Below are 23,289 nucleotides of genomic sequence, written 5' to 3'. Positions count from 1 at the left end.
CCCCCGCCGCCCGGCGGCCGGCCCCGCGCGGCCCCCGCGCGCGCGCCCCCCCCCCGCCGCGCGGAGCGGCCGGCTCAGCCGGTGTTGCGCATCCCGGCCGCGATGCCGTTGATCGTCAGCAGCAGGGCGCGGCGCAGCACCGGCGCCGGGTCCTCACCGGCCGCGCGCGCCCGGCCCAGCAGGCTGACCTGCAGCGCGTGCAGCGGTGCCAGGTAGGCGTCGCGCAGCTCCAGCGTCCGGCGCAGCACGGGTGCGGACTCCAGCAGCTCCGACTGCCCGGTCACCCACAGCACCTGCTCCACGGTGCGCGCGTGCTCCTCGCGGATCGTGGTGAACACCCCGCGGTCCTCCGGGCGCACCAGCTCCTCCACGTAGTGCCCGGCGATGGCCAGGTCCGTCTTGGCCAGCGTCATCTGCACGTTCGACACGAAGCTGCGGAAGAAGTTCCACGAGCCGTACATGTGCCGCAGCGTCTCGCCGTGACCGGCCTCGCGGGCCGCGGCCAGGCCCGAGCCGACGCCGAACCAGCCGGGCACGTTGATCCGGCTCTGCGTCCAGCCGAACACCCACGGGATCGCGCGCAGGTCCTCCAGGCCGCCCGTGCCGCCGGGGCGGCGCGAGGGCCGCGAGCCGATGTTGAGGTTGCCCAGCTCCTCCACGGGCGTGGCCGCCAGGAAGAACGGGATGAGCGCGGGGTCGCCCACCAGCGCGCGGTAGGCGCGCTGGCCGGTGCCGGCCACGACGTCCATCGCCGCGTCCCACACGTCCAGGACGTCGCGCGGCAGCGCCGAGGTGCGGTGCAGCGTGGAGGCCTCCAGGACGGCCGACAGCGCCACCTCGAGGTTGTGCCGGGCCAGGCGCGGCTGCACGTACTTGTCGCTGATGACCTCGCCCTGCTCGGTCACCTTGATGGGGCCGTCGAGGCTGCCGTACGGCTGGGCCAGGATCGCCTCGCCCGTGGGGCCGCCGCCGCGGCCGACGGACCCGCCGCGGCCGTGGAACAGGCGCAGGACGACGCCGTGCTGGCGCGCCACGTCGCGCAGCGCGCGCTGGGCGCGGTGGATCTGCCAGCGCGAGGCGGCGATCCCGCCGTCCTTGGAGGAGTCGGAGTAGCCCAGCATGATCTCCTGCACGTCCCCGCGCGCCGCCACCACGCGGCGGTACGACGGGTCGGCCAGCAGGCCCTCCAGCAGCTCCTCGGCGGCCTCCAGCTCGGTGACCGTCTCGAACAGCGGCACGAACCCGATGCGCGCCACGTCCCCGCCGCCGGCCTCGTCGGCGGGGTCGGCCAGGTCCACCAGGCCCACCTCGCGGGCCAGGACGACGACCGCCAGCAGGTCGTCGATGCCCTGCGTCATGGAGACGATGTAGCTCTCCACCGCGTCGTCGCCGTAGCGGTCCAGCGCCTGCCGGACGGTGCTGAACAGGCGGAACACCTCCGCGGGGGTGCCGGTGAGGTTGCGCACCGCGGCGCCGATGAGCGGGCGGTGGCCGGTCAGCTCGCGCGAGAGCAGCGCCCGGCGCTCGGTGCGCTCCAGCTGCGCGTAGGGGCGGTCCAGCTCGCCGAGGCGGTCGTAGACGGCGGCCAGCGCCGCGTGGTGGCGACCGGCGTGCTCGCGCACGTCCAGCGTGGCCAGGCTGAACCCGACGGCGTGCACGACGCGCAGGAGCCGGGCCACGGCCCCGTCGGCGACGAGCTGGCCGTCGTGGGCGCGCAGCGAGTCGGCCAGCAGGTGCAGCTCGGCCACGAGCTCGCCCGCGTCGGCGTAGTCCAGGCCGGGCGCGTGGGGCGTCTGGTCGTGCAGGCGCGCGCGGGTGCCCTCCAGGCGGGCGGCGACGTAGGACAGCTTCAGCCGGTAGGGCTCCTGGCTGTTCAGGCGCACCCGCTCGGCGTGCACCTCGGGCAGCAGCTGCCGGTCGGTCTCCAGGCTGGCGGCCAGCTCCTCGCTGACGCCGACGACCTGCGTGGAGGCGGCCAGCTCGGTGCGCAGCTCCTCCACGGCGCGCACCAGCAGGTCCAGCGCGGCGTCGTGCTGCAGGGCCAGCACCTCCATCGTCACCTCGGGGGTGACGTTGGGGTTGCCGTCGCGGTCGCCGCCGACCCAGCTGCCGAAGCGCAGCGGGCGCCCGTCGGCCGGCAGCTCCAGGCCCAGCTCGGCCAGGCCGGCCTGCAGGTCCTCCACGAGGTCGGGCAGGACGTCGGAGGTCAGGGTGCGCAGGTAGTGCAGGGCCGAGCGGGCCTCGTCGACGACGCGCGGGCGGTCCACGCGCAGCTCGTCGGTCTGCCACAGCAGGTCCACCAGCTCGGCCAGACGCCGCCGGCCGCGCTCGGCGTCCAGGGGGCGCTGCTGCGGGTCCTCGGAGGCCTCGACGATGCCGGTGATGCGCAGCAGCAGGTCCAGCACGGAGCGGCGGCTGGACTCGGTGGGGTGGGCGGTGAAGACGGGGCGCAGCTGCAGGCGGCCGACGACGGCCGCGGCGTGCTCGCGGTCCAGCTCGCCCGAGCGCAGGCCCTCGGCCACGCGCTCCAGCGTCGGCGGCAGCCCGCCGGCCGGCTGGCGGGACAGCTCCAGGCCGCGGTGCAGCTGCTCGGAGGCGTTGGCCAGCTGGAAGTAGGCGGTGAAGGCGCGCGCGAGCACGATCGCCGTGCGGTCGTCCACGCCCGACAGCAGCGCGGCCAGCTCGGTGCCGCCGTCGGGGCGGCGGGCCAGGCGGCGCACCCGCTCGACGAGGTCGAGCAGCTCGGGGCCCTCGTGGCGCGTCAGGGACTCCCCGAGCAGCTCGCCGAGCCGGCGCACCGAGGCGCGCAGCGCGGCGTGGCCCTCGTCGGAGGAGACCCCGTCCACGGACAGGGCGTCGGTCGCGGCGCGGCGCGCCAGCGCCGGTGCCTGGTCGTCCGCAGCGGTCGACTGCGTGGTGGAGCTGCTCATCGGTCGCCCTCGCCTCCGTGCCGGTGCGGGCGTCGACGCTGACCCCGGCGCACTGCCTGACTCGTCCCGACCGCGCGGAGCGGCCGCGCGGCACCGGCGCGGTGCCGGTGCGGTGCAGTCTGGCGCCTCGCCCCGCCCGGGGGGAACCGGGGTCCCCGCCGGGCGCGGGCGGGCGGGGCCGCGGCCGGGCGCTCACCCGGCCGGGGCGTCAGTCGTTGCCGGCGGCGGCGGCCTTGAGCTTGGAGCCGGCGGTGAGCTTGGCGCCGTAGGAGGCGGCGATCTCGAGGGTCTCGCCGGTGCGGGGGTTGCGGCCGGTGCGGGCCGCGCGCTCGACGCGCTCGAGGGTCAGCAGGCCGGGCAGGCGGACGTCCTCGCCGCGGCCGACGGCCTCGATGAGGACGTCGCCGAAGGCGCTGAGGACGGAGTCGGCGTCGGTCTGGGTGACGCCGCTCTTCTCGGCGAGGGCGCTGACGAGTTCGCTGCGGTTCACGTGGTCTCCCTGGTCGTGGACAGTCCCGGGCACGTTACCCGTCGTGACCCGGCGCGGCGGGCCGCCCCGCCCCGGCGCGCCGCGGGCGCCTGCTACCGTCTCGACGACTGACAATCATTCTCAACAAGACGTCGTGGAGGAGACCGTCGTGCCCCTCGCCCCCCTGCCCGTGACCGTCCTGACCTGCCTGGACCCGGTGCTGCGCGACACCGCGACCGCCGTGGCCGCCTGGGAGGTGCCCGGCACCGTCGTCCTGCGCTACGACCTCGGCCCCGGCCGCGACGACGGCCTGCGCCGCGTGGTGAGCGACGTCCACGGCGTCGAGGAGGACGTGCGCGTGCCCCTGGAGCACGCCTGCCTGGACTGCGCGCTGCGCGAGGACGTGCTGCCCGCGCTCGTGGCGGTCGCCGCCAGCGGCCGCTGGCGGCGCGTCGTGCTGGCCCTGCCGCTGGCGGCCGAGCCCCTCGTCGTCGTGCGCGCCCTGCGGTCCGGCGAGGTCGACGGCCGCCCCGTCGCCGACGCGTGCCGGGTCGCCTCCGTCGTCGCCACCGCCGACGCGGCCGCCCTGGAGGACGACCTGCTCGGCGACGACCTGCTCGCCGAGCGCCTGCCCGCCCTCGCCGGCGTCCTGGACGACGGCCGCGCCGTCGGCGAGGCCCTGGCCCACCAGCTCGACGAGGCCGACCTGGTGCTGCTGGCGGGGGAGCGGGACGCGCCCGCCGGCCGGGCCCGCCGGCTGCTGGCGCACCTGAGCACCGCCCCCGTGCGCGAGGTCCACGCCGTCACCGGCGCCGAGCTCGTGGCCGACCGCTGGGCCGGGCGGCCCGACGCCGCCCACGACCCCGGCCGCGACGCGCCCCTGGAGCTGCGGCGCGCCCGCCCGACGGGCGCGCTGGACGGCGACGGCGTCTGGACCCTCGAGCTCAGCTCCCGGCGCGCCTTCCACCCCGGCCGGCTGCTGGAGGGGATCGAGGAGGTCGGCAGCGGGCGGCTGCGCGCCCGCGGCGTCTTCCACCTGCCCTCGCGCCCCGGCGTCGTGTGCGCCTGGGACGGGGCCGGCGGGCAGCTGAGCATCGGCGAGGTCGGCGGCTGGGACGCGGCCGGGCCGCGCACCCGCCTGGTCGTCACGGGCACCGACCCGGCCGACCGCGAGCGCGTGGCCGCCTGCTTCCCGCGGCTGCTGCTGCGCGCCGACGAGCACGAGCGCTTCCGGCCCGGGACGCCCGACGGCTTCGAGCCGTGGCTGGGGGCGGCCGGCGCGGACGTGCCGCACGTGGCCTGACGCGCGTGGCCGGACGCGCGTGGCCCGACGCGCGTGGCCCGACGCGCGCGGCCCGACGCCGGGCGCGGGGGTCAGCCGGCGGACCGCCCGGCCGCCAGCTCGGCGGTGCACTGCGCGCACACGCCGAACACCTCCACGACGTGCTCGACCTGGGTGAAGCCGTGCTCGGCGCCGACCCGGCGCGCCCACGTCTCCACCGTCGGGCCCTCCACCTCCACCGTGCGCCCGCACCGGCGGCACACCAGGTGGTGGTGGTGCCCGGTGGAGCAGCGCCGGTAGACCGACTCGCCCTCGTCGGTGCGCAGGACGTCCACGCTGCCGTCCTCGACCAGCGCCTGCAGCGCCCGGTAGACGGTCGCCAGGCCCACGCCGTCGCCGCGCTCGCGCAGCCGCGCGTGCAGGTCCTGCGCCGACAGGAAGCCCTCGGCCTCGTCCAGCAGCGCCGAGACGGCCGAGCGCTGCTTGGTCGAGCGCCGCTGCGGGGTGGCCGTCGTCGTGGCGCCCGTGGGGCGCGCGCGCTCGGGGCGCGGGGACTGCGGGGCTGCCACGGCGGTCCTCCTCGTGCTCGTCCTGCCGCGCGTCCCGTCCCGTGACCGGCGCGCCGCGCTGCGGCCGTCGCGGGCGCGCTGCCGCGACGCCCGAGCCTACGTCACCGGCGCTGCCCGCCGCCCCGCGCCGCCCCGTCACCGCGCGCCGGGACCGTCTACGCTGATCGACCGCCCCGCCCACCGCGGCGGGGTGCGCGGCCGGCCGTCCGGGCCGGTGCGCCCGTCCCTCGCCGACAACCAGCCGGATGGAGATCCCGTGGCCCAGTCCCCGACCAGCCGCCTCGACGCCGTCACCAACCTCGCCAAGCGCCGGGGGTTCGTCTTCCCCAGCGGCGAGATCTACGGGGGCACCCGGTCCGCGTGGGACTACGGCCCGCTCGGGGTGGAGCTGAAGGAGAACATCAAGCGCCAGTGGTGGCGCGCGACGGTGACCACCCGCGACGACGTCGTGGGCCTGGACTCCTCCGTCATCCTGCCGCGCCGCGTGTGGGAGGCCTCCGGGCACGTCGCCGTGTTCACCGACCCCCTCGTGGAGTCGCTGGTGACCCACAAGCGCTACCGCGCCGACCACCTGCTGGAGGCGTACGAGGCCAAGCACGGCCACCCGCCGGAGAACGGCCTGGCCGACGTCGTCGACCCGGACACCGGCCTGCGCGGGCAGTGGACGGAGCCGCGCGAGTTCTCCGGCCTCATGAAGACGTTCCTGGGCCCCGTCGACAACGAGGAGGGGCTGCACTACCTGCGCCCCGAGACGGCGCAGGGCATCTTCGTGAACTTCGCCAACGTCATGGGCTCGGCCCGCAAGAAGCCGCCGTTCGGCATCGGCCAGATCGGCAAGAGCTTCCGCAACGAGATCACCCCCGGCAACTTCATCTTCCGCACCCGCGAGTTCGAGCAGATGGAGATGGAGTTCTTCGTCGAGCCCGGCACCGACGAGACCTGGCACCAGTACTGGCTCGAGGAGCGGATGAGCTGGTACGTGGGCCTGGGCATCGACCCGGGCAACCTGCGGTTCTTCGAGCACCCGGCCGAGAAGCTGTCGCACTACTCCAAGCGCACCGTCGACATCGAGTACCGCTTCGGCTTCCAGGGCGGGGAGTGGGGCGAGCTGGAGGGCATCGCCAACCGCACCGACTTCGACCTGTCGACGCACTCGAAGGAGTCCGGCGTCGACCTGTCGTACTTCGACCAGACCAAGGGCGAGCGCTGGACGCCCTACGTCATCGAGCCCGCGGCCGGCCTGACCCGCTCCCTCATGGCGTTCCTCGTCGACGCCTACTCCGAGGACGAGGCCCCCAACACCAAGGGCGGCGTCGACAAGCGCACCGTGCTGCGCCTGGACCACCGCCTGGCCCCCGTCAAGGCCGCGGTGTTCCCGCTCTCGCGCAACGAGCAGCTCTCGCCCAAGGCCCGCGACCTGGCCGCCGAGCTGCGCGCGCACTGGAACGTGGAGTTCGACGACGCCGGCGCCATCGGCCGCCGCTACCGCCGCCACGACGAGATCGGCACCCCGTACTGCATCACCGTCGACTTCGACACCCTCGAGGACCAGGCGGTGACGATCCGCGAGCGCGACACCATGGCCCAGGAGCGCGTGGGCCTCGGCCAGGTCAGCGCCTGGCTGGGCGCGCGCCTGCTGGGGGCCTGAGCCCCGGCACGCTCCTGCCGGACCTTCCGGAAAGCTTGCGGAAGGCCCACCGCGGACCCTAGGTTCCGCGGTGGGCCCGACGCGCGGGCCCTCCCAGCTACGAGGAGGTAGCTCGTGCACCCCCGTGCCCCCCGCCGCACCGCCCACCGCCTGGGCGCGTCGGTCCTCGCCCTGGCCGCCGCCGCGACGCTGAGCGCCGTCGCCGCCGGCCCCGCGCAGGCGAAGGACCCCACCCCCGAGATCGTCACCAGCGCCCAGGGCGGCGGCAAGGCGGTCAGCCTCACCTTCGACGACGGCCCCAACGGCGCCGACACCCTCCGGCTGCTCGACGTCCTGCGCGAGCACCGCGTCAAGGCCACGTTCTGCCTGTGGGGCGACCACGTGCGCCAGTACCCGGACATCGTGCGGCGCATCGCCGCCGACGGGCACACCCTGTGCAACCACACGATGCGCCACGGGTTCCTGGGCGCCGAGGACCCCGAGGCGATCCGCGCCGAGCTGCGCGAGACCAGCGCCCTCATCCGCGAGGTCGTGCCGGGCGCGAAGATCCCGTTCTTCCGCGCCCCCTACGGCGACTGGGGCGCCGACCAGCGCGTGGCCCGCGTCGCCGCCGAGGAGGGCATGCAGCCGCTGGGCTGGCGCTTCGTCATCACCGACTGGGAGCCGGCCACGGCCGAGGAGCTGGCCCAGCGCGTGCGCGACCAGCTGACCCCCGGCGCCGTGGCGCTGATGCACGACGGCGGCGGCGACCGCCGGCCCACCGTCGACGCGGTCGCCACCCTGATCCCCGAGCTGAAGGCCGACGGCTGGCGCTTCGCCCGGCCGGAGGTCCGCGTCACCGCCGCCGAGACGAGGCGCTGACGCGCCCCCGCGCCGTCCCGCTCGACCCCCCGCCGTCCCGCTCGACCCCCCGCCGTCCTCCCGCCGCACCGCCGCGGCGCCACGCCCCAGGAGAACCCCGTGACCACGCACCCCCCGACCCCCGGCGCCCCGCGCACCACCAGCCGGCGCTCCCTGCTCACCGCGGTCCTCGCCGCTCCGCTGGCCGCCACCGCCCTGTCCGCCTGCGGCGGCTCCTCCGGCCCCGGCCAGCCCGGCGGGGGCGGTGGGGGCGGCGGCGCCGGTGCGGGCGCCACCATCTGGTACCTGACCGGCGACCCGAAGGAGTCGATCCGCGACGCCTACGTCGAGGCCTTCAACGAGTCCTCCGACGGCGCGGACCTGACCCCCACCGCCTTCCAGAACGACGCCTACAAGACGAAGATCCGCACCGCCGTCGGCGCCGGCCAGGCCCCGACGATCATCTACGGCTGGGGCGGCGGCGGCATGCGCGACTTCGCCCGCGCCGGCCAGATCGAGCCCCTGACGGGCTGGCTCGACGAGAACCCCGAGGTGCGCGACCGGTTGCTGGAGTCCACCTGGGCCGCCGCGACCGTCGACGGCGAGGTCTACGCCATGCCCAACGAGACGGTGCAGCCCATCGTCTTCTTCTACAACAAGCGCCTGTTCGACCAGGTCGGCGCGCAGCCGCCGCAGACGTGGGACGACCTGATCGGCCTGGTCGGCACGTTCAACGACGCCGGCATCGCCCCGATCTCCCTGGCCGGGCAGTCGCGCTGGACGACGATGATGTGGCTGGAGTTCCTCTTCGACCGCGTCGGCGGCCCGGAGCTGTTCCAGTCGATCTACGACGGGCAGCCGGAGGCCTGGTCGAACCCCGACTCGCTGCGGGCGCTGACGATGGCGCAGGACCTCGTGCGCGCCGGCGGGTTCGTCGACGGCTTCAACTCCATCGTCGCCGACCAGAACGCCGACCAGGCCCTGCTGTACACCGACCGGGCGGCCATGATGCTGCACGGCACGTGGACGTACGGGGCGATGAAGGCCGACGGCGGGGACTTCGTCACCGGCGGGAACCTCGGCTACGCCAACTTCCCCACGGTCACCGGCGGCAAGGGCGACCCGGGCAACAGCCTCGGCAACCCCGCGCAGTACTTCTACCTGTCCGCCGAGGCGAGCGAGGAGGAGAAGGAGGTCGCCCGCACCTTCTTCGCCGAGGGCCTGATGACGGACGAGGTGATCGACGCGTTCATCACCGAGGCCGGCGAGGTGCCCGTCGTCACCGGCATCGAGGACCGCTTCTCCCTCTCCGACGACCAGGAGTGGATGCAGTTCGTCTACGACGTCGTCAGCGCCGCCCCGTCCTTCCAGCAGTCCTGGGACCAGGCGCTGAGCCCCACGGCCGCCGAGGAGCTGCTGACCAACATCGAGCAGCTCTTCCAGCTCGCGATCACCCCCGAGCAGTTCGCGGCCAACATGAACGCGGTCCTGGACGCCTGAGCGCGCCGACCGCCCGCTCCCGCCCGTGCCCGCCCCCTCCCGGGCGCGGGCGGGAGCGCCCCCGCGGGCGCGTCATCATGGAGGGGTGAGCACCCTGCACGCCCCGGCCCCCGCCACGGCCCCCGCGACGGCGGCGCCCGTCCTGGCGCCCCTGCGCATCGGCCCGCACGTGTCGCCCACCCCCGTCGTGCTGGCGCCCATGGCGGGCATCACCAACTCCGCCTTCCGCACGCTGTGCCGCGAGCACGGCGAGGGCTTCTACGTCAGCGAGATGGTCACCTCGCGCGCGCTGGTCGAGCGCACCCCGGAGTCGATGCGGCTGGTGACGTTCGAGCCGCACGAGCGGCCCCGCAGCCTGCAGCTGTACGGGGTGGACCCGGTGACCGTGGCCGCCGCCGTGCGGATGGTCGTCGAGGAGGACCTCGCCGACCACGTCGACCTCAACTTCGGCTGCCCGGTGCCCAAGGTGACCCGCAAGGGCGGGGGAGCGGCCCTGCCGTGGAAGGCGGGCCTGTTCCGCTCCATCGTGCGCGGCGCCGTGCGCGAGGCCTCCCGCGGCGGGCTGCCGCTGACGGTGAAGATGCGCAAGGGCGTCGACGACGACCACCTGACCTACCTGGACGCCGGCCGCGCCGCCGAGCAGGAGGGCGCGGCGGCCGTCGCCCTGCACGGGCGCACCGCCTCCCAGCACTACTCCGGGCAGGCCGACTGGGACGCGATCGCCCGCCTGAAGGAGACCGTCACCAGCATCCCCGTCCTGGGCAACGGGGACGTGTGGAGCGCCGACGACGCCCTGGAGATGGTGCGGCGCACCGGCTGCGACGGCGTCGTCGTCGGCCGCGGCTGCCTGGGGCGGCCGTGGCTGTTCGCCGACCTGCAGGCCGCGTTCGCCGGGCGCCCCGAGCGCCACCGCCCCGGCCTCGCCGTGGTCGCCGCCACGATCCGCCGGCACGCCGAGCTGCTCGTGGAGCACTACGGCGACGAGCTGCGCGGCTGCCGCGACATCCGCAAGCACGTGGCCTGGTACTTCAAGGGCTACACCGTGGGCGGGGACCTGCGCTCGCGCCTGGGCCTGGTCGACAGCCTCGCCGCGCTCGACGAGCTGCTGGCCGGGATGGACCTGTCGCAGCCGTACCCGGGCGCGCCCGCCGAGGGCCCGCGCGGCCGCGCCGGCTCCCCGCAGGAGCGGGTGGCGCTGCCCGAGGGGTGGCTGGACGACCGCGAGCTGACCGGCGCGGCGCTGGAGAACGTGCGGCAGGCCGAGCTGTCGGTGTCCGGTGGCTGAGCCGTTCGCGGTGACCCACCCCGGCTACGCGCCGCAGGACCTGGAGCGCTGGGCGGCCGAGCCGCCCAAGACGCACGGGCGCACCGCCTTCGCCCGCGACCGCGCCCGCCTGCTGCACTCCTCGGCGCTGCGGCGCCTGGCCGCCAAGACGCAGGTCGTCGGCCCCGGCACCGACGACTTCGTGCGCAACCGGCTCACCCACTCCCTGGAGGTCGCCCAGGTCGGCCGCGAGCTGGGCGCGGCGCTGGGCTGCGACCCCGACGTCGTGGACACCGCCTGCCTGGCCCACGACCTGGGCCACCCCCCGTTCGGGCACAACGGCGAGCGGGCCCTGGCCGAGGCCGGCGCGGACATCGGCGGGTTCGAGGGCAACGCGCAGACCCTGCGCCTGCTGACGCGCCTGGAGCCGAAGTCGGTGGCCGCCGACGGTTCGCCCGTGGGCCTGAACCTCACCCGCGCCAGCCTGGACGCCTCCACGAAGTACCCGTGGCTGCGCGGGCGCGCGCCCCGGCCCACGAGCAAGTTCGGCGCCTACGCCGACGACGCGGCCGTCTTCGCGTGGCTGCGCGACGGCGCCCCCGCCGACCGCCCCTGCGTGGAGGCGCAGGTCATGGACTTCTCCGACGACGTCGCCTACTGCGTGCACGACGTGGAGGACGCCGTCGTCGCCGGCTCCGTGCGCCTGGACTGGCTGCGCGAGGCGGAGGTGCGCGCGCGGGTCGCCGCGCAGGTGCGCGACTGGTACCTGCCCGACGTCGGCGACGACGAGGTGGACGACGCCCTGCAGCGCCTGCAGTCCCTGCCGTACTGGGCGGTGGAGCAGCCCGGCGAGGTGTACCGCGGCCGGCGGCACCTGGCGGCGCTGAAGGACATGACCAGCCAGCTCATCGGCCGCTTCGCGCGCGCCGCCGAGGACGCCACCCGCGCCGCCCACGGCCCCGGCCGGCTGACCCGCTACGCCGCCGACGTCGTCGTGCCCGCCGGCACCGAGGTGGAGGTGGCCGTCCTCAAGGGCGTGGCCGCCACGTTCGTCATGAGCGCGCAGGAGCGCCAGCCGTTCTACGCCCGCCAGCGCGAGCTGCTCACCGAGCTGCTCGTGGCGCTGACCGAGCGGGCCCCCGACGCGCTGGAGCCGCCGTTCCGCGAGGACCACGCCGCCGCCCGCGACGACGCCGCCCGCCTGCGGGTCATCGTGGACCAGATCGCCTCGCTGACCGACGTCTCCGCCGTCGCCTGGCACGCCCGGCTCACCTGAGGCCCGCGCCGCGCGGCTCCGGCCGGGTAGGGCTGACAGCCGGCCTGCGGGCACCGCGCCGGGTGCGGCGTGTCGCCCGCTCCGCGACGGCGTGTCGCGCCGTACCCGCAGGCTGGCTGTCAGGTGCGGGCGCTCGACGGGTGTCCGGTTCCGGCGCCCGCCCGGGGAGCACCGCTCAGCGCAGCCCCAGCAGGCGCTTCCACCAGGGGCGCGCCGCCCGCTCGGCGGCCGGTTCCAGGACGCTGACGTGCTCCGGCAGGTACCCGTCGTAGACGCGCCCGGCGCGCTCGTCGTAGACCGTCAGCCCGGTCACCTCGGCCAGGACCTCGACGGCTCGCGCGCCGAGGTGGCGGTCGGGCAGGCAGCCGTCCCTGATGGGGATCTCGACCTCCGCGGAGCCGTTGCTGTCGTAGCCGACCTCGATCCCGCACTCGTAGGTGTACCCGTAGGAGGTGACCCGGGTGCGCTCGCCGTCGCCCTCCTCGATCGTGTCCTCCGCGCCGGGGCCGAGCTCGCGCAGCCGCGGCAGGGCCAGGGCCCAGGCGGCGGTCTGCTCCTCGGTGACCGGTCCGTCGCCGAGGGGCTCCTCGTGGAGCCAGCGCTCGAAGGCGCGGCCGGCGTCCTCCCCGTCGGGCACGGGGAGGAGGGTGAGGGGGTAGTAGGCGTAGGCCACGCGGGACCTCCCGGATCGCTGCTCGTGGTCGGTGGGGCGCTGCTGCGCGGGGGAGCGGTGGTGCGGGCGGTCACCGGGTGGCGCGGTCACGACCGCCGTGGGCCGGACCTCAGACGGTCGTGGCGGGCCCGCTCGCGAGCGTCCCCGCCAGCAGCGACCCGGTCAGGGGCACGGACCAGCCGTCGGCGTCGAGGCCGACGACGAGGCAGTCGATGGTGCGGTCGCCGGCGGCCCAGCCGTCGGCGGTGGGCACGTACCAGTCGGGGACGAGGTCGGCGGCGCCGACGGTCGCGTCCGCCCCGTCGAGGGCACCGGCCAGCGCGGCCGTGCAGGCGAGGTCGGCCTGCACCTGGAGGGCGTCGTCGCCGGGGAAGTCGTCGGGGGAGCCGGGCGCGCCCTGCGCGTCGACGAGCGCCAGCACCTCGGCGGTGTGCTCACCGGCGCAGTCGCGCACGACGACGTCCCAGCCGAGGACGTCGGAACCCTCCTCGTCAAGGCAGTCGCCGGTGCGCAGGTCCTGCGCCCCCTGCACCTCGTCCGAGGCCGGCAGGACCGTCTCCCAGGCGTCCTGCCCGGAGGCGAACAGCGCGAGGGCGACGAGCGCGACCGCTCCGGCGAGGACCTGCAGGCCGCCCAGCACGAGCCCGGCGACGGCGAGGCCGCGCCCGGCCCGGCGCCCGCCCGCGGTGCGGGCCAGTCCCATGCCGCCCAGCACGACGGCGGGGACCCCGAGGACGCCGAGCAGGGAGCAGACGAGGGCGCCCACGGACACGCCGTCGGTGGGCCGCGGCGGCGGGGTCGCCGGCAGCACCGTGCCGGACGGCGGCGGGGGCCAGGCGCCCGGGGCGGCCGGACGGGGATCGATCACGCTCCAGGGTGCCGCGCGCGCCGCCACCGCCGGTGCCGGAGCGCCGGGCGGTCCCCCGGACGGCGCACCCGGGCGCGCCGTCCGGGGGAGCGCGTCAGCGCACGGCGCGCCGCTGCGAGCTGATGACGCCGGTGTCGAACCCGGCGTAGTGCAGCCCGCCGTGGAAGCGGGCGTGCTCGATCTTCAGGCAGCGGTTCATGACGACGGTCAGGCCCGCGGCCGTGCCGCGCCGGGCGACGTCGTCGTCGGACAGGCCCAGCTGCAGCCACAGCGCGCGGGCACCGACCGCGATCACCTCGTCGAGCACGGCGCCCAGCTCGGAGGGCCGGCGGAACACGTCGACGACGTCCGGGACCCCCGGGAGTTCCGCGAGCGAGGGGTAGCAGGGCCGTCCCAGCACCTCGCGCTCGCGCGGGTTGACGAACCACACCTCGTAGTCGGTGCTCGCCAGCAGGTACGTGGAGACGAAGTACGAGGCGCGCGAGGGCTTGTTCGAGGCACCGACGACGGCGACGGTGCGGGTGGACCGCAGCAGCCGCAGCCGCTCGCCCGGGGTCGGCGGCGTCCACGCCGAAGCCGGGGCGTCCTGCGAGCCGGTGGCCCGCTCGGCGGACCCGTCGCGGCGCGCCTGCTCCAGGACCTCGTCGGGGGCGGTGGTGCCGACGTCGGGGACGCCGGTCACCTCGCCGGCCAGGGGGTCGCTCACCGCTCCTCCTCCCCGGCGGCCGCGCCGGCCGCCGCGCTCACGGACGCCTCGAGGGCCTGGTCCAGGTCCCACAGGACGTCCTCGACGTCCTCCAGGCCGACGCTGATGCGCACGAGGTCCTCCGGCACGCCCGCGGCGGCCAGCTGCTCGGGCGACAGCTGCTGGTGGGTGGTGCTGGCCGGGTGCAGGACCAGCGTGCGGGCGTCGCCGATGTTCGCCAGGTGCGAGCACAGCCGGCACGCCTCGATGAACCGCTCCCCGGCCGCGCGGCCGCCGCGCACGCCGAAGGAGAACACCGCGCCGGGCCCCTCGGGAAGGTAGCGCTGCGCGCGCTCGTGGTGCGGGTGCGAGGGCAGGCCGGAGTAGCGCACCCAGCTGACCCGCTCGTCGGCCTCCAGCCACTGCGCGACCCGCCGGGCGTTGGCCACGTGCTCGCGCATGCGCTGCGGCAGCGTCTCCACGCCCATCAGCAGCAGGAACGCCGAGTGCGGGGACAGCGTCGCGCCGATGTCGCGCAGCTGCTCGCTGCGCAGCTTGGTGAGGAACCCGTACTCGGCGAAGTTCCCCCACCAGCTCAGGCCGCCGTAGCTGGCGACGGGCTCGGTCATCGAGGGGAAGCGGCCGTTGTCCCACGGGAACGTGCCCGCGTCCACGACGACCCCGCCGAGGGTCGTGCCGTGCCCGCCGAGGAACTTCGTCGCGGAGTGGATGACGACGTCCGCGCCGTGCTCGATCGGCCGGCACAGGTACGGGGTGGCGGTGGTGGCGTCCACGACGAGCGGCACGCCGGCCTCGTGGGCGACGTCGGCCAGCGCCCGCACGTCGGCGACGACGGTGGAGGGGTTGGCGACCAGCTCGGTGAAGACCAGCTTGGTGCGCTCGGTGATGGCCGCGCGCACGGCCTCCGGCTCCGGCTCGACGAACACCGTGTCCACCCCGAAGCGGCGCAGCGTGACGTCGAGCTGGGTGACGGTGCCGCCGTAGAGGTTGTTGGAGGCGACGATCTGGTCGCCCGCCCCGGCCAGGGCCGCGAAGGTGAGGAACTCCGCGGACTGCCCGCTGCTGCACGCCACGGCGCCCAGCCCGCCCTCCAGGGAGGCCATCCGCTCCTCCAGCGCGGCCACCGTGGGGTTGGAGATGCGGCTGTAGATGTTGCCGTACTTCTGCAGCGCGAAGAGGTTGGCGGCGTCGGCCGCGTCCTCGAAGACGAAGCTGGTCGTCTGGAAGATCGGGACGGCCCGCGCGCCCGTCGTCGGCTCGGGCACGGCGCCCGCGTGGACGGCGCGGGTGCGGAAGCCCCAGGGGCGGTCGCTGCGCACGTCGGGGCGCGCGGGGTGCTGCTCGTGGCTCACCCGGGCGATCCTGCCACCGCGCACCGACGCGCCCGTCCGCCCGCCCCGTCGCACCCGCGGCCGGTGCGGCGCCGGGGACGGCCGCGTCGGGGCCGCGACCTAGACTCGGGGCGTGCCCGGCCTCATCCACCGCGACGACATCGCGGCCGTCAAGGAGGCCGTGCGGCTGGACGAGGTGATCGGCCAGTACGTGACCCTGCGCCCGGCCGGGGTGGGCTCGCTGAAGGGCCTGTGCCCCTTCCACGACGAGCGCACCCCCAGCTTCACCGTCCGCCCGGCCGTGGGGCACTGGAAGTGCTTCGGCTGCGACGCCGGCGGCGACGTCTTCGAGTTCCTGCAGCGCCACGACGGCCTGAGCTTCACCGAGGCGGTGGAGCAGCTGGCCGGGCGCGCGGGCGTGCAGCTGCGCTACGTCGACGAGGGCGGCCGGCAGGGGCAGCGCCCCGCGGTGCCCGGCGGGCAGCGCCAGCGGCTGCTGGAGGCGCACCGGGTCGCCGCAGAGCTGTACGCGGAGCAGCTGGAGGCGCCCGGTGCGGCGGACGCGGCGCGCCGCTTCCTGGCCGAGCGCGGCTTCTCGCGCGAGCAGAGCGCCCGCTTCGGCGTCGGCTTCGCCCCCGCCGGCGGCGACGTGCTGCTGCGGCACCTGCGCGGGCGCGGGTTCACCGAGGAGGAGCTGGTCACGTCCGGTCTGGCCGGGCGGGGGCAGCGCGGGCTGTACGACCGCTTCCGCGGGCGGCTGGTGTGGCCGATCCGCGACGTCAGCGGCGCCACCGTCGCCTTCGGCGCGCGCCGCCTGTTCGACGACGACCGGATCGAGGCCAAGTACCTCAACTCCCCGGAGACGCCGGTCTACAAGAAGTCGCAGGCCCTGTACGGGCTGGACCTGGCCAAGCGGGACATCTCCCGCCGCCACCAGGTCGTCGTCGTCGAGGGCTACACCGACGTCATGGCCTGCCACGTGGCGGGTGTGACGACGGCCGTGGCCACGTGCGGGACGGCGTTCGGGGAGGAGCACGCGCGCGTCGTGCGGCGGATGCTCGGCGCGGACGCGGGCGGCGCGGAGGTCGTCTTCACCTTCGACGGCGACGAGGCCGGGCAGAAGGCGGCGCTGCGCGCCTTCGAGCTGGACCAGCGCTTCTCCGCGCAGACCTACGTGGCCGTCGAGCCGTCCGGGCAGGACCCGTGCGACCTGCGGCTGTCCTCCGGCGACGCGGCCGTGGAGGCGCTGGTGGCCTCGCGGGTGCCGCTGTTCGAGTTCGCGATCCGCTCCACCCTGCGCCGCTTCGACCTCGACAGCGACGAGGGGCGCCTGGCCGCGGTGGACGCGGCCGCGCCGATCATCGCGGGCATCCGCGACCGGGGCCTGCAGCAGCGCTACGCGGTGAACCTGGACCGCTGGACCGGCTTCCTCGACGAGCGGTTCGTCCTGGACCGGGTGCGCCGGCACGCCGGGCACGGGCGGTCCGGCGCCGCCCCGGCGGGCGGCAGCACCCGCGCGGAGGCGGCCCCCCCGCGCGCGGGCCAGCACGCCGACCGCGAGCGCCCGGCGGCCGCGGGCGCCGGCCGGACGGCGCCCGAGCAGGCGGCACCGGCGCGCCCGGCGGTCCCGGACCCGGTGGTCGACCTGGAGCGCCGCGTCCTGGCCGTCGTGCTGCAGGCCCCGTGGGCGGTGGCGGAGGACGTCGCGGCGCTGGACGGGGACGCCTTCACGGTGCCCGCGCACCGGCAGGTCCACGACGCGGTGACGGCCGCGGGCGGGCTGCTGGAGACGCCGGGCGGGCCGGCGTGGGTCTCGTCGGTCCTGGAGTACGTCGACGGCGCGGTGGCCGACCTGGTGCGCGAGCTGGCGGTGGTGGACCTGCCGGTCAGCAGCGAGGAGGAGCTGGAGCGCTGGGGCCGCTCGATGGCGGCGGCGCTGGCGGCCGCGGCGGCCACCCGGGCCGTCGCGCAGGCCCGGCGCGCGCTGCAGCGGCTGGACCCCGCGGGGCAGGCGGAGGAGTACCGCGCGGCCTCCGAGGAGCTGTTCCGGCTGGAGGCCGCGCGCCGCTCCTGGCAGGAGCGCATCACCGCCGGGTGAGGCGGCTCGGGCGCCGTCCGCGACACCGCCCGGTGGCGGGTGCGCCGGACGGGGGCTGCTAAGGTTGACGTGCTGTAGCCGGGTGCACCGCGGTGCGCACGGCTGTGGTCCCGCATAGCTCAATTGGCAGAGCAGCCGGCTGTTAACCGGCAGGTTGTTGGTTCGAGTCCAACTGCGGGAGCGTCCACGAGAGGGGCCGCGCGGTGCGCGGCCCCTCTCGCCGTTCCCGGGCCCCTCAGCGGGGGAAGAGCCCGCTGTAGGCGTTGAGCGCAGGCTGGCCGCCCAGGTGCGCGAACAGCACGGTCGAGGTGGCGGGGATGTCGCCGCTGCGCACGAGGTCGACCAGGCCCGCCATCGACTTGCCCTCGTAGACGGGGTCGAGGATCACCCCCTCCAGCGAGGCGGTCAGCCGCATGGCGTCCAGGGTGGAGTCCACGGGGATGCCGTACAGGTCGCCGGCCCACCCCTCCAGCACGGTGATCTCGTCGTCGCGCAGGTCGCGGCCCACGTCGACGAGGTCGGCGGTGCGGCGGGCGATCCGCTCCACCTGCGCGCGCGTCTCCTCGATCGTCGCGGAGGCGTCGATGCCGATGACGCGGCGCGGGCGGTCCTGCGCGGCGAACCCGGCGATCATCCCGGCGTGGGTGGAACCGGTGACGGAGCAGACGACGACGGTGTCGAAGAAGACGCCCAGCTCCTCCTCCTGCTGCTGCACCTCCTGCGCCCAGCGGGCGAAACCCAGCCCGCCCAGCTCGTGGTCGGAGGCGCCGGCGGGGATGCCGTACGGGGTGCCGCCGCGCTCGCGCACGTCCTGCAGCGCCCGCTCCCAGGAGTCCTTGAACCCGATGCCGAAACCCTCGTCGACCATCCGCACCTCGGCGCCGGTCAGCCGCGACAGCAGGATGTTCCCGACGCGGTCGTTGACGGCGTCGGGCCAGTCGACCCAGTTCTCCTGCACCAGCACGGCCTTCAGGCCCAGGTGCGCGGCGACGGCGGCGACCTGCCGGGTGTGGTTCGACTGCACCCCGCCGATGGACACCAGCGTGTCGGCCCCCTTGGCCAGGGCGTCGGGCACGAGGTACTCCAGCTTGCGGGTCTTGTTGCCGCCGTAGGCGAGTCCGGAGTTCACGTCCTCCCGCTTGGCCCACACCTGCGCCCCGCCGAGGTGGCGGCTGAGGTTGCGCAGCGGGTGGACGGGGCTGGGGCCGAAGGTCAGCGGGTGGCGGGGGAAGTCGTCGAGGCGCACGGGGTCTCCTCCTCGCCCGGCGGGGCCGGGACGGGGTCGGGGGTTCTGGGGTTCCGGGGGTTCGCAGGGGTTCAGCCGGCCGGTGGGACCGGGATCAGGGGGTCGAGGGTCAGCCAGTTCTCGCGGGCCAGCCGCCCGGCGGTCTCGGCGTCCCCGGCGAGCGCGGCCGCGGCGATGCGCTCGTGCTGGGCGACGGACGCGCGCCCGGACAGGGTCGAGAACCGGGTGCGCTCCAGGCGGCGCAGCAGGGGGGTGGACCGCTCCAGCGCCGAGCGCAGCAGCGGGTTGTCGCACACGTCGAGGAACACGCCGTGGAAGGCGTCGTCGGCCGCGATCGCCGCGTCCGCGTCCCCGGCGCGCAGGGCGTCCGCGAACGCGGTGTTCGCCCGCTCCAGCGCGCCGGCGTGCTCCTCGCCCAGGAGCGGCGTCGCCTCGCGGGTCGCCAGCTCGTGCAGCGCGGCGGCCACCGACTGCGCGTGCCGGGCCGCGCGGGAGTCCAGGGGGGTGACGACGGTCGAGCGGCCGGGGCGGGTGTGGACGAGCCCGGCCTGCTCCAGGCGGGCCACGGCCTCGCGGATGGGGGTGCGGCTGACGCCCAGCCAGCGCTCCAGCTCCGCGTCGCGCAGCCGCTCGCCGGGTTCGAGGGTCCCGTCGACGATCGCGTCGCGCAGCCGGCGGTAGGCGTCCTCGCGCAGCAGCGTGCGCGGGGGAGCGGGGACGTTCTCCGGGACTGGCATGCGATATATCGGACACCGCAGGGGGGTGCGGTGTCAAACACCGAGGCCGTGCCGCGCGGTGCGCGGACGCCCCCTCGAGGCTTCGCGGCGCTTCGGACGACTCCTTGACCGCTCATACTGTGAAGTGCAATATATCGCATGCCGCTTGCAGGAGACACGAGCTGATCGCGCTCCACCCCTCGCCGTGCCGCTTGCACACCCCGGTCCCCGCAGCACTCCCGCTGCGGCGCGGAGGGCGCTCGCGCGGCCGTCACCGGAGAGGAACGGATCCATGACCACCAGCACCCCGACCCCCGCCACGGACACCGGCAAGCCCACCGTGGTGCTCGTCCACGGCGCGTTCGCCGACTCCTCGAGCTGGAACGGCGTCATCGCGCCGTTGCGGCGCGACGGCTACCGCGTCGTCGCGGCCGCCAACCCGCTGCGCGGCCTGCGCGCCGACGCCGAGCACCTGCGCAGCGTCCTGGACAGCGTGGAGGGCCCGGTCGTGCTCGCCGGCCACTCCTACGGCGGCACCGTGATGAGCGAGGCCGCCGACGGCCACCCGCGGGTCCGGGCCCTCGTCTTCGTCGCCAGCTTCCTGCTCCAGGTGGGCGAGAGCACCGGCGAGCTCGCGGCCAAGTTCCCCGGGGCCCAGCTCGGGGCGGCGCTGGACGCCGTGCCGCTGCCCGGCGGGGGCACGGACCTGTGGATCCGGCAGGAGCAGTTCCGGGAGGTCTTCGCCGCCGACGTCCCCGAGGACGTCGCCGCGCTGATGGCCGTCGCGCAGCGGCCCGTCACCGCCGACGCGCTGGCGGACCCGGCCACCCGCGCGGCGTGGCGGGAGATCCCGTCGTGGACGCTGATCACGCTGCAGGACCTCGCGATCCCCGCCGACTCGATGCGCTTCATGGCCCAGCGCGCCGGCTCGCACGCCGTCGAGGTCGACGCCTCGCACGCCGTCACCGTCTCCCGGCCCGACGTCGTCGCCGACCTGATCGACCGGGCCGCCCGCGCGACCGGCGACTGACACCGGGCTGCGATCCGACGGCCCACGTCGCCAGGACACCCCGCGGTGATCACGGACGTCCGAGCGCGTCACCCGTCCATGATCACCGCGGGGTTCCGCCAGGGAGCGCGCCACCTGTCCGGGCGAACCGCCGGTGCGCAGCGTCGTGGATCAGTACGGTGCGCAACGAGCACCAGTGGTGCTCAGCGACCGGGGGGGACGAGTGCGGACGACGGGCTGGGCGCGACGGAGCGCCGTGGTGGCAGCGGCGGTGCTGGGGCTGGGGACGGCGCTGCCGGCGCCCGCGGCCGCGGACCACAGCGACGACAGGAACTGCAGCGACTTCGCGTGGCAGGAGGACGCCCAGGCGTGGCTCGAGGCGCACCCGGGCGACCCCGACGACCTCGACGGCGACGACGACGGCGTCGCCTGCGAGAGCCTCCCGCGCCGCGGGACCCCCTCACCGTCCCCGGAGGAACCGGCGCCCTGCGTCGTCGGCGCCATCGCCGCCCGCTGGGCCGCTCTCGGCGGAGCCACCGGCGTCCTGGGGCGCAACACCACCTGCGAGCGCACGACGCCCCGCGGCGAGGCCCGCTACACCCACTTCGAGCGCGGCTCGGTCTACTGGTCGCCGGCCACGGGCGCCTGGGAGGTCCGCGGCCTCGTGCACGACCGGTGGGCGCAGCTCGGCTGGGAGACGTCGTGGCTGGGGCTCCCCGTCACCGGTGAGCGCCCCACGCCCGGGCGCCCCGGCGCCTACTCGCACTTCCGGGGCGGCTCGGTCTACTGGTCCCCGGCGACCGGTGCGCAGCCCGTGCGCGGCGCGATCCGCGAGGCGTGGGCGCGCACCGGCTGGGAGGCCGGACCGCTCGGCTTCCCCACCACGGACGAGCACGGCGTCCCCGGCGGCCGCGAGTCCCGCTTCCAGGGCGGGCGCATCACGTGGACACCCGCCGGCGGAGCCGTCGTCGCGTACGGCCCCTGACCCGCGCGGCCCCACCCCCGGCGCGGGCCGGGGGTGGGGCGACGGGCCTCAGCCGCCCAGACCGAGCAGGCTCCGCGCCTCCGCGAGCACGGACGCCGGCACGGTCCGCTCGCCGCCCAGCACGTAGACCGAGCGGATCCGGCCGGCCCCGGCCCGCAGGTACGCGCGGGCCTCCTCCGACAGCTCGGCGCCCACCAGCAGCACGGGGGCCTGGCGGCGTCCGGCGGCGGGGGCACCCGCCAGCGCGTCGGGGAAGTTCGCCCCCGTGGCCAGCACGACCGTCGCCGCCGCCGGGAACAGGGTGGCGGCCACGTCGGCGGAGGTGGCGTAGCGGTCGCGGCCGGCGAGGCGGTCCACCGCGAAGCCGTGGCCCTCCAGCTCCGCCACCACCCCCTCGCCCACCGAGCTGGGGCCGCCGGTGACGTGCACGCGCACGTCCTCGCCCAGCCGCTGCAGGAACGCCAGCACCCGCGGGTCGAGCCGGCCCGGAGCGGTCAGCAGCACGGGCGCGTCCGTGCCGGCGGCGAAGGCTGCCCCCGACAGGGCGTCGGCGAAGCCCGCGGTCCCCGTCAGGACGACCTCGTCCACGCGGGCGCCGGAGTCCAGCAGGAGCTGCCCCAGCAGCATGGCCGTCCCGACGCGGTCCTCGCCGGCGGTGCGCACCACCTCGTAGCCGGCGGCGCGCAGGTCCTCGACGACCGAGGGCGCGATGGCGCTCTCCCCGCCGAGGACGTGCACGGTGCCGCTCTCGCCCAGGGTGCGGACGATCTCGGCGCGCACGCTGGCGGGCAGCTCGGCCGTGGCGGTCAGCAGGACCGGGGCCCGCCGCGCCAGCGCCGCCGGGGCGGCCGCCAGCGCGTCCGCGAAGCCGTCCGAGCGGGCCAGCAGGACCGCGTCGGCCTCGCCGTCGACGGGGAAGTCCTCCCGCGCCAGCCGGTTGGCGGTCTCGAAGCGGTCGGCGCCGCTGAGGCGGGCGCTGCCGCCGCCGACCTGCACCTCGACCGGCACGCTGACCGGGGTCCCGGCCTCCGGCGTGGCGGTGACCGTGACGGTGTAGGTGCCCGCGCTCGCGTAGGCGTGCTTGCCGAAGCCCTTCACCTCGTGCGGGGACCCGACGGTCCGCAGGGGCTGGGGCGCCGAGCCGTCGCCGAAGTCGACGACCAGCTCCACGCCGGACGTGCCGGACGTGCCGGACGGGCCCCGGCCCAGGACGGTGCCGCCGCCCTCACCCGTCACGCCGTCGCCGTCGCCCTCGCCGTCGCCCTCGCCGTCGCCCTCGCCGTCGCCCTCGCCGTCGCCCTCGCCGTCGCCCTCGCCGTCGCCCTCGCCGTCGTCGCCGGACCCGTCGTCCTCGCCGGACCCGTCGTCCTCGCCGGTGCCCTCGTCGCCGTCCTCGGGCTCGTACTCGGCCGCGACCGTCACCACCCCGCTGGGCGTGGCGATGGCCGGGCGGACCTCCACCTCCAGCACGTCGGCGGCCCCGTCGGCGCTCACGTCGGCGCGCACGTCCGCGTGGGCGGGCAGGGTCAGGGCGCTCAGGCACAGGGCCATCGCCACGGCCGCGCGGCGCGGCCCTCGTCCGGTGCGGTTCTCCGCCACGTCGTCCTCCAGGTGGTTCGTCGGTGCGCACGAGGCATCGACGGACGGGGTGCGGCAGGAGATCGACCGCGCGGGCGACCCCCGGCCGGAGCAGCCGTCACCGCGGCCGGGCGCCCCACGCGCCGGCGGGTGCCCCCACGCGCCTGGGCCCGGCGCCGCCGAGGCGTCCAGCGGCAGCACCCGGCCGAGGACGAGGAACACGGCGAGCAGGGCCGCGCGGCGGCGACTCGTGGGAGGACGTCACCGGCCCGCGGTCGAGGCGACGCCCGGGTCGGTGGGG

General features: G+C 76.3%; 19 protein-coding genes and 1 tRNA gene. 10 read left to right on the top strand and 10 right to left on the bottom strand.

The window, feature by feature from the left end:
* Window positions 1-74: 74 nt before the first annotated feature.
* A complete protein-coding gene (ppc, locus tag AB8M62_RS02570; RefSeq protein ID WP_369068540.1) occupies window positions 75-2,930 on the bottom strand; it encodes a phosphoenolpyruvate carboxylase in 2,856 nt (951 codons plus the stop codon).
* Window positions 2,931-3,138: 208 nt separating this feature from the next.
* The gene (locus AB8M62_RS02565; protein ID WP_369053862.1) at window positions 3,139-3,420 is read right to left on the bottom strand and encodes an HU family DNA-binding protein; all 282 of its coding nucleotides are present in this window, start codon (window positions 3,418-3,420) and stop codon (window positions 3,139-3,141) included.
* A 148-nt stretch (window positions 3,421-3,568) separates the two neighbouring features.
* Here AB8M62_RS02565 and AB8M62_RS02560 point away from each other — a divergent pair, with 148 nt between their 5' ends.
* Window positions 3,569-4,702 (top strand): CobW family GTP-binding protein, encoded by a 1,134-nt coding sequence (locus tag AB8M62_RS02560; RefSeq protein ID WP_369068539.1) that lies wholly within the window; start codon window positions 3,569-3,571, stop codon window positions 4,700-4,702.
* A 71-nt stretch (window positions 4,703-4,773) separates the two neighbouring features.
* On the opposite strand, the gene AB8M62_RS02555 is transcribed toward AB8M62_RS02560, so the two are convergent.
* Window positions 4,774-5,250 (bottom strand): Fur family transcriptional regulator, encoded by a 477-nt coding sequence (locus AB8M62_RS02555; protein ID WP_369068538.1) that lies wholly within the window; start codon window positions 5,248-5,250, stop codon window positions 4,774-4,776.
* 256 nt (window positions 5,251-5,506) lie between these two features.
* Here AB8M62_RS02555 and AB8M62_RS02550 point away from each other — a divergent pair, with 256 nt between their 5' ends.
* The 5 genes from AB8M62_RS02550 (at window position 5,507) to AB8M62_RS02530 (ending at window position 11,778) form a co-directional block, all read left to right on the top strand.
* The gene (locus AB8M62_RS02550) at window positions 5,507-6,898 is read left to right on the top strand and encodes a glycine--tRNA ligase (RefSeq protein WP_369053866.1); all 1,392 of its coding nucleotides are present in this window, start codon (window positions 5,507-5,509) and stop codon (window positions 6,896-6,898) included.
* Between the two features lie 114 nt (window positions 6,899-7,012).
* Window positions 7,013-7,759 (top strand): polysaccharide deacetylase family protein, encoded by a 747-nt coding sequence (locus AB8M62_RS02545; RefSeq protein WP_369053868.1) that lies wholly within the window; start codon window positions 7,013-7,015, stop codon window positions 7,757-7,759.
* Between the two features lie 99 nt (window positions 7,760-7,858).
* On the top strand, window positions 7,859-9,238 hold the full coding sequence (locus AB8M62_RS02540) for an extracellular solute-binding protein (RefSeq protein ID WP_369053870.1): 1,380 nt from the start codon (window positions 7,859-7,861) through the stop codon (window positions 9,236-9,238).
* 85 nt (window positions 9,239-9,323) lie between these two features.
* The gene (dusB, locus tag AB8M62_RS02535) at window positions 9,324-10,523 is read left to right on the top strand and encodes a tRNA dihydrouridine synthase DusB (protein ID WP_373694834.1); all 1,200 of its coding nucleotides are present in this window, start codon (window positions 9,324-9,326) and stop codon (window positions 10,521-10,523) included.
* Window positions 10,516-11,778: a deoxyguanosinetriphosphate triphosphohydrolase gene (locus AB8M62_RS02530; protein WP_369068536.1), complete on the top strand. Its 1,263-nt coding sequence runs from the start codon at window positions 10,516-10,518 to the stop codon at window positions 11,776-11,778. Before dusB ends, AB8M62_RS02530 begins: the two co-directional genes overlap by 8 nt.
* A gap of 175 nt (window positions 11,779-11,953) precedes the next feature.
* Here AB8M62_RS02530 and AB8M62_RS02525 read toward each other — a convergent pair whose 3' ends face one another.
* The 4 genes from AB8M62_RS02525 to AB8M62_RS02510 all read right to left on the bottom strand — a co-directional run bounded on the left by AB8M62_RS02525 (window position 11,954) and on the right by AB8M62_RS02510 (window position 15,377).
* Window positions 11,954-12,451 (bottom strand): hypothetical protein, encoded by a 498-nt coding sequence (locus tag AB8M62_RS02525; RefSeq protein WP_369068535.1) that lies wholly within the window; start codon window positions 12,449-12,451, stop codon window positions 11,954-11,956.
* 109 nt (window positions 12,452-12,560) lie between these two features.
* Window positions 12,561-13,319, bottom strand: coding sequence for a DUF4190 domain-containing protein (locus tag AB8M62_RS02520; RefSeq protein WP_369068534.1), 759 nt, complete (start codon window positions 13,317-13,319; stop codon window positions 12,561-12,563).
* A gap of 94 nt (window positions 13,320-13,413) precedes the next feature.
* Entirely contained in the window at window positions 13,414-13,860 is a 447-nt protein-coding gene (locus AB8M62_RS02515; protein ID WP_369068553.1) for a CoA-binding protein, read from the bottom strand.
* 161 nt (window positions 13,861-14,021) lie between these two features.
* Window positions 14,022-15,377, bottom strand: a complete 1,356-nt coding sequence (locus AB8M62_RS02510) for an O-acetylhomoserine aminocarboxypropyltransferase/cysteine synthase family protein (protein WP_369068533.1) — start codon at window positions 15,375-15,377, stop codon at window positions 14,022-14,024.
* Between the two features lie 112 nt (window positions 15,378-15,489).
* Between AB8M62_RS02510 and dnaG the strand changes: the two genes are divergently transcribed.
* Entirely contained in the window at window positions 15,490-17,454 is a 1,965-nt protein-coding gene (gene dnaG / locus AB8M62_RS02505; protein ID WP_369053876.1) for a DNA primase, read from the top strand.
* 108 nt (window positions 17,455-17,562) lie between these two features.
* Window positions 17,563-17,635: transfer RNA gene (locus tag AB8M62_RS02500), tRNA-Asn, on the top strand.
* Window positions 17,636-17,689: 54 nt separating this feature from the next.
* Here AB8M62_RS02500 and AB8M62_RS02495 read toward each other — a convergent pair.
* The gene (locus AB8M62_RS02495) at window positions 17,690-18,700 is read right to left on the bottom strand and encodes a 1-aminocyclopropane-1-carboxylate deaminase (protein WP_369053877.1); all 1,011 of its coding nucleotides are present in this window, start codon (window positions 18,698-18,700) and stop codon (window positions 17,690-17,692) included.
* 71 nt (window positions 18,701-18,771) lie between these two features.
* Window positions 18,772-19,437, bottom strand: coding sequence for a GntR family transcriptional regulator (locus AB8M62_RS02490; protein WP_369053878.1), 666 nt, complete (start codon window positions 19,435-19,437; stop codon window positions 18,772-18,774).
* Window positions 19,438-19,708: 271 nt separating this feature from the next.
* Here AB8M62_RS02490 and AB8M62_RS02485 point away from each other — a divergent pair, with 271 nt between their 5' ends.
* Together AB8M62_RS02485 and AB8M62_RS02480 are read left to right on the top strand one after the other, a co-directional pair.
* Window positions 19,709-20,446: an alpha/beta fold hydrolase gene (locus AB8M62_RS02485; protein ID WP_369053880.1), complete on the top strand. Its 738-nt coding sequence runs from the start codon at window positions 19,709-19,711 to the stop codon at window positions 20,444-20,446.
* Window positions 20,447-20,684: 238 nt separating this feature from the next.
* Complete coding sequence (locus AB8M62_RS02480; RefSeq protein WP_369053881.1) at window positions 20,685-21,410, top strand: LGFP repeat-containing protein; 726 nt, start codon at window positions 20,685-20,687, stop codon at window positions 21,408-21,410.
* 48 nt (window positions 21,411-21,458) lie between these two features.
* Here AB8M62_RS02480 and AB8M62_RS02475 read toward each other — a convergent pair whose 3' ends face one another.
* The gene (locus tag AB8M62_RS02475) at window positions 21,459-23,009 is read right to left on the bottom strand and encodes a cell wall-binding repeat-containing protein (protein ID WP_369068532.1); all 1,551 of its coding nucleotides are present in this window, start codon (window positions 23,007-23,009) and stop codon (window positions 21,459-21,461) included.
* Window positions 23,010-23,289: the final 280 nt, after the last annotated feature.

Source organism: Kineococcus terrestris (genome assembly GCF_041020755.1).
GTDB classification, from domain to species: Bacteria; Actinomycetota; Actinomycetes; order Actinomycetales; family Kineococcaceae; genus Kineococcus; species Kineococcus terrestris.
This window is presented reverse-complemented; position numbering and strand designations above follow the sequence as displayed.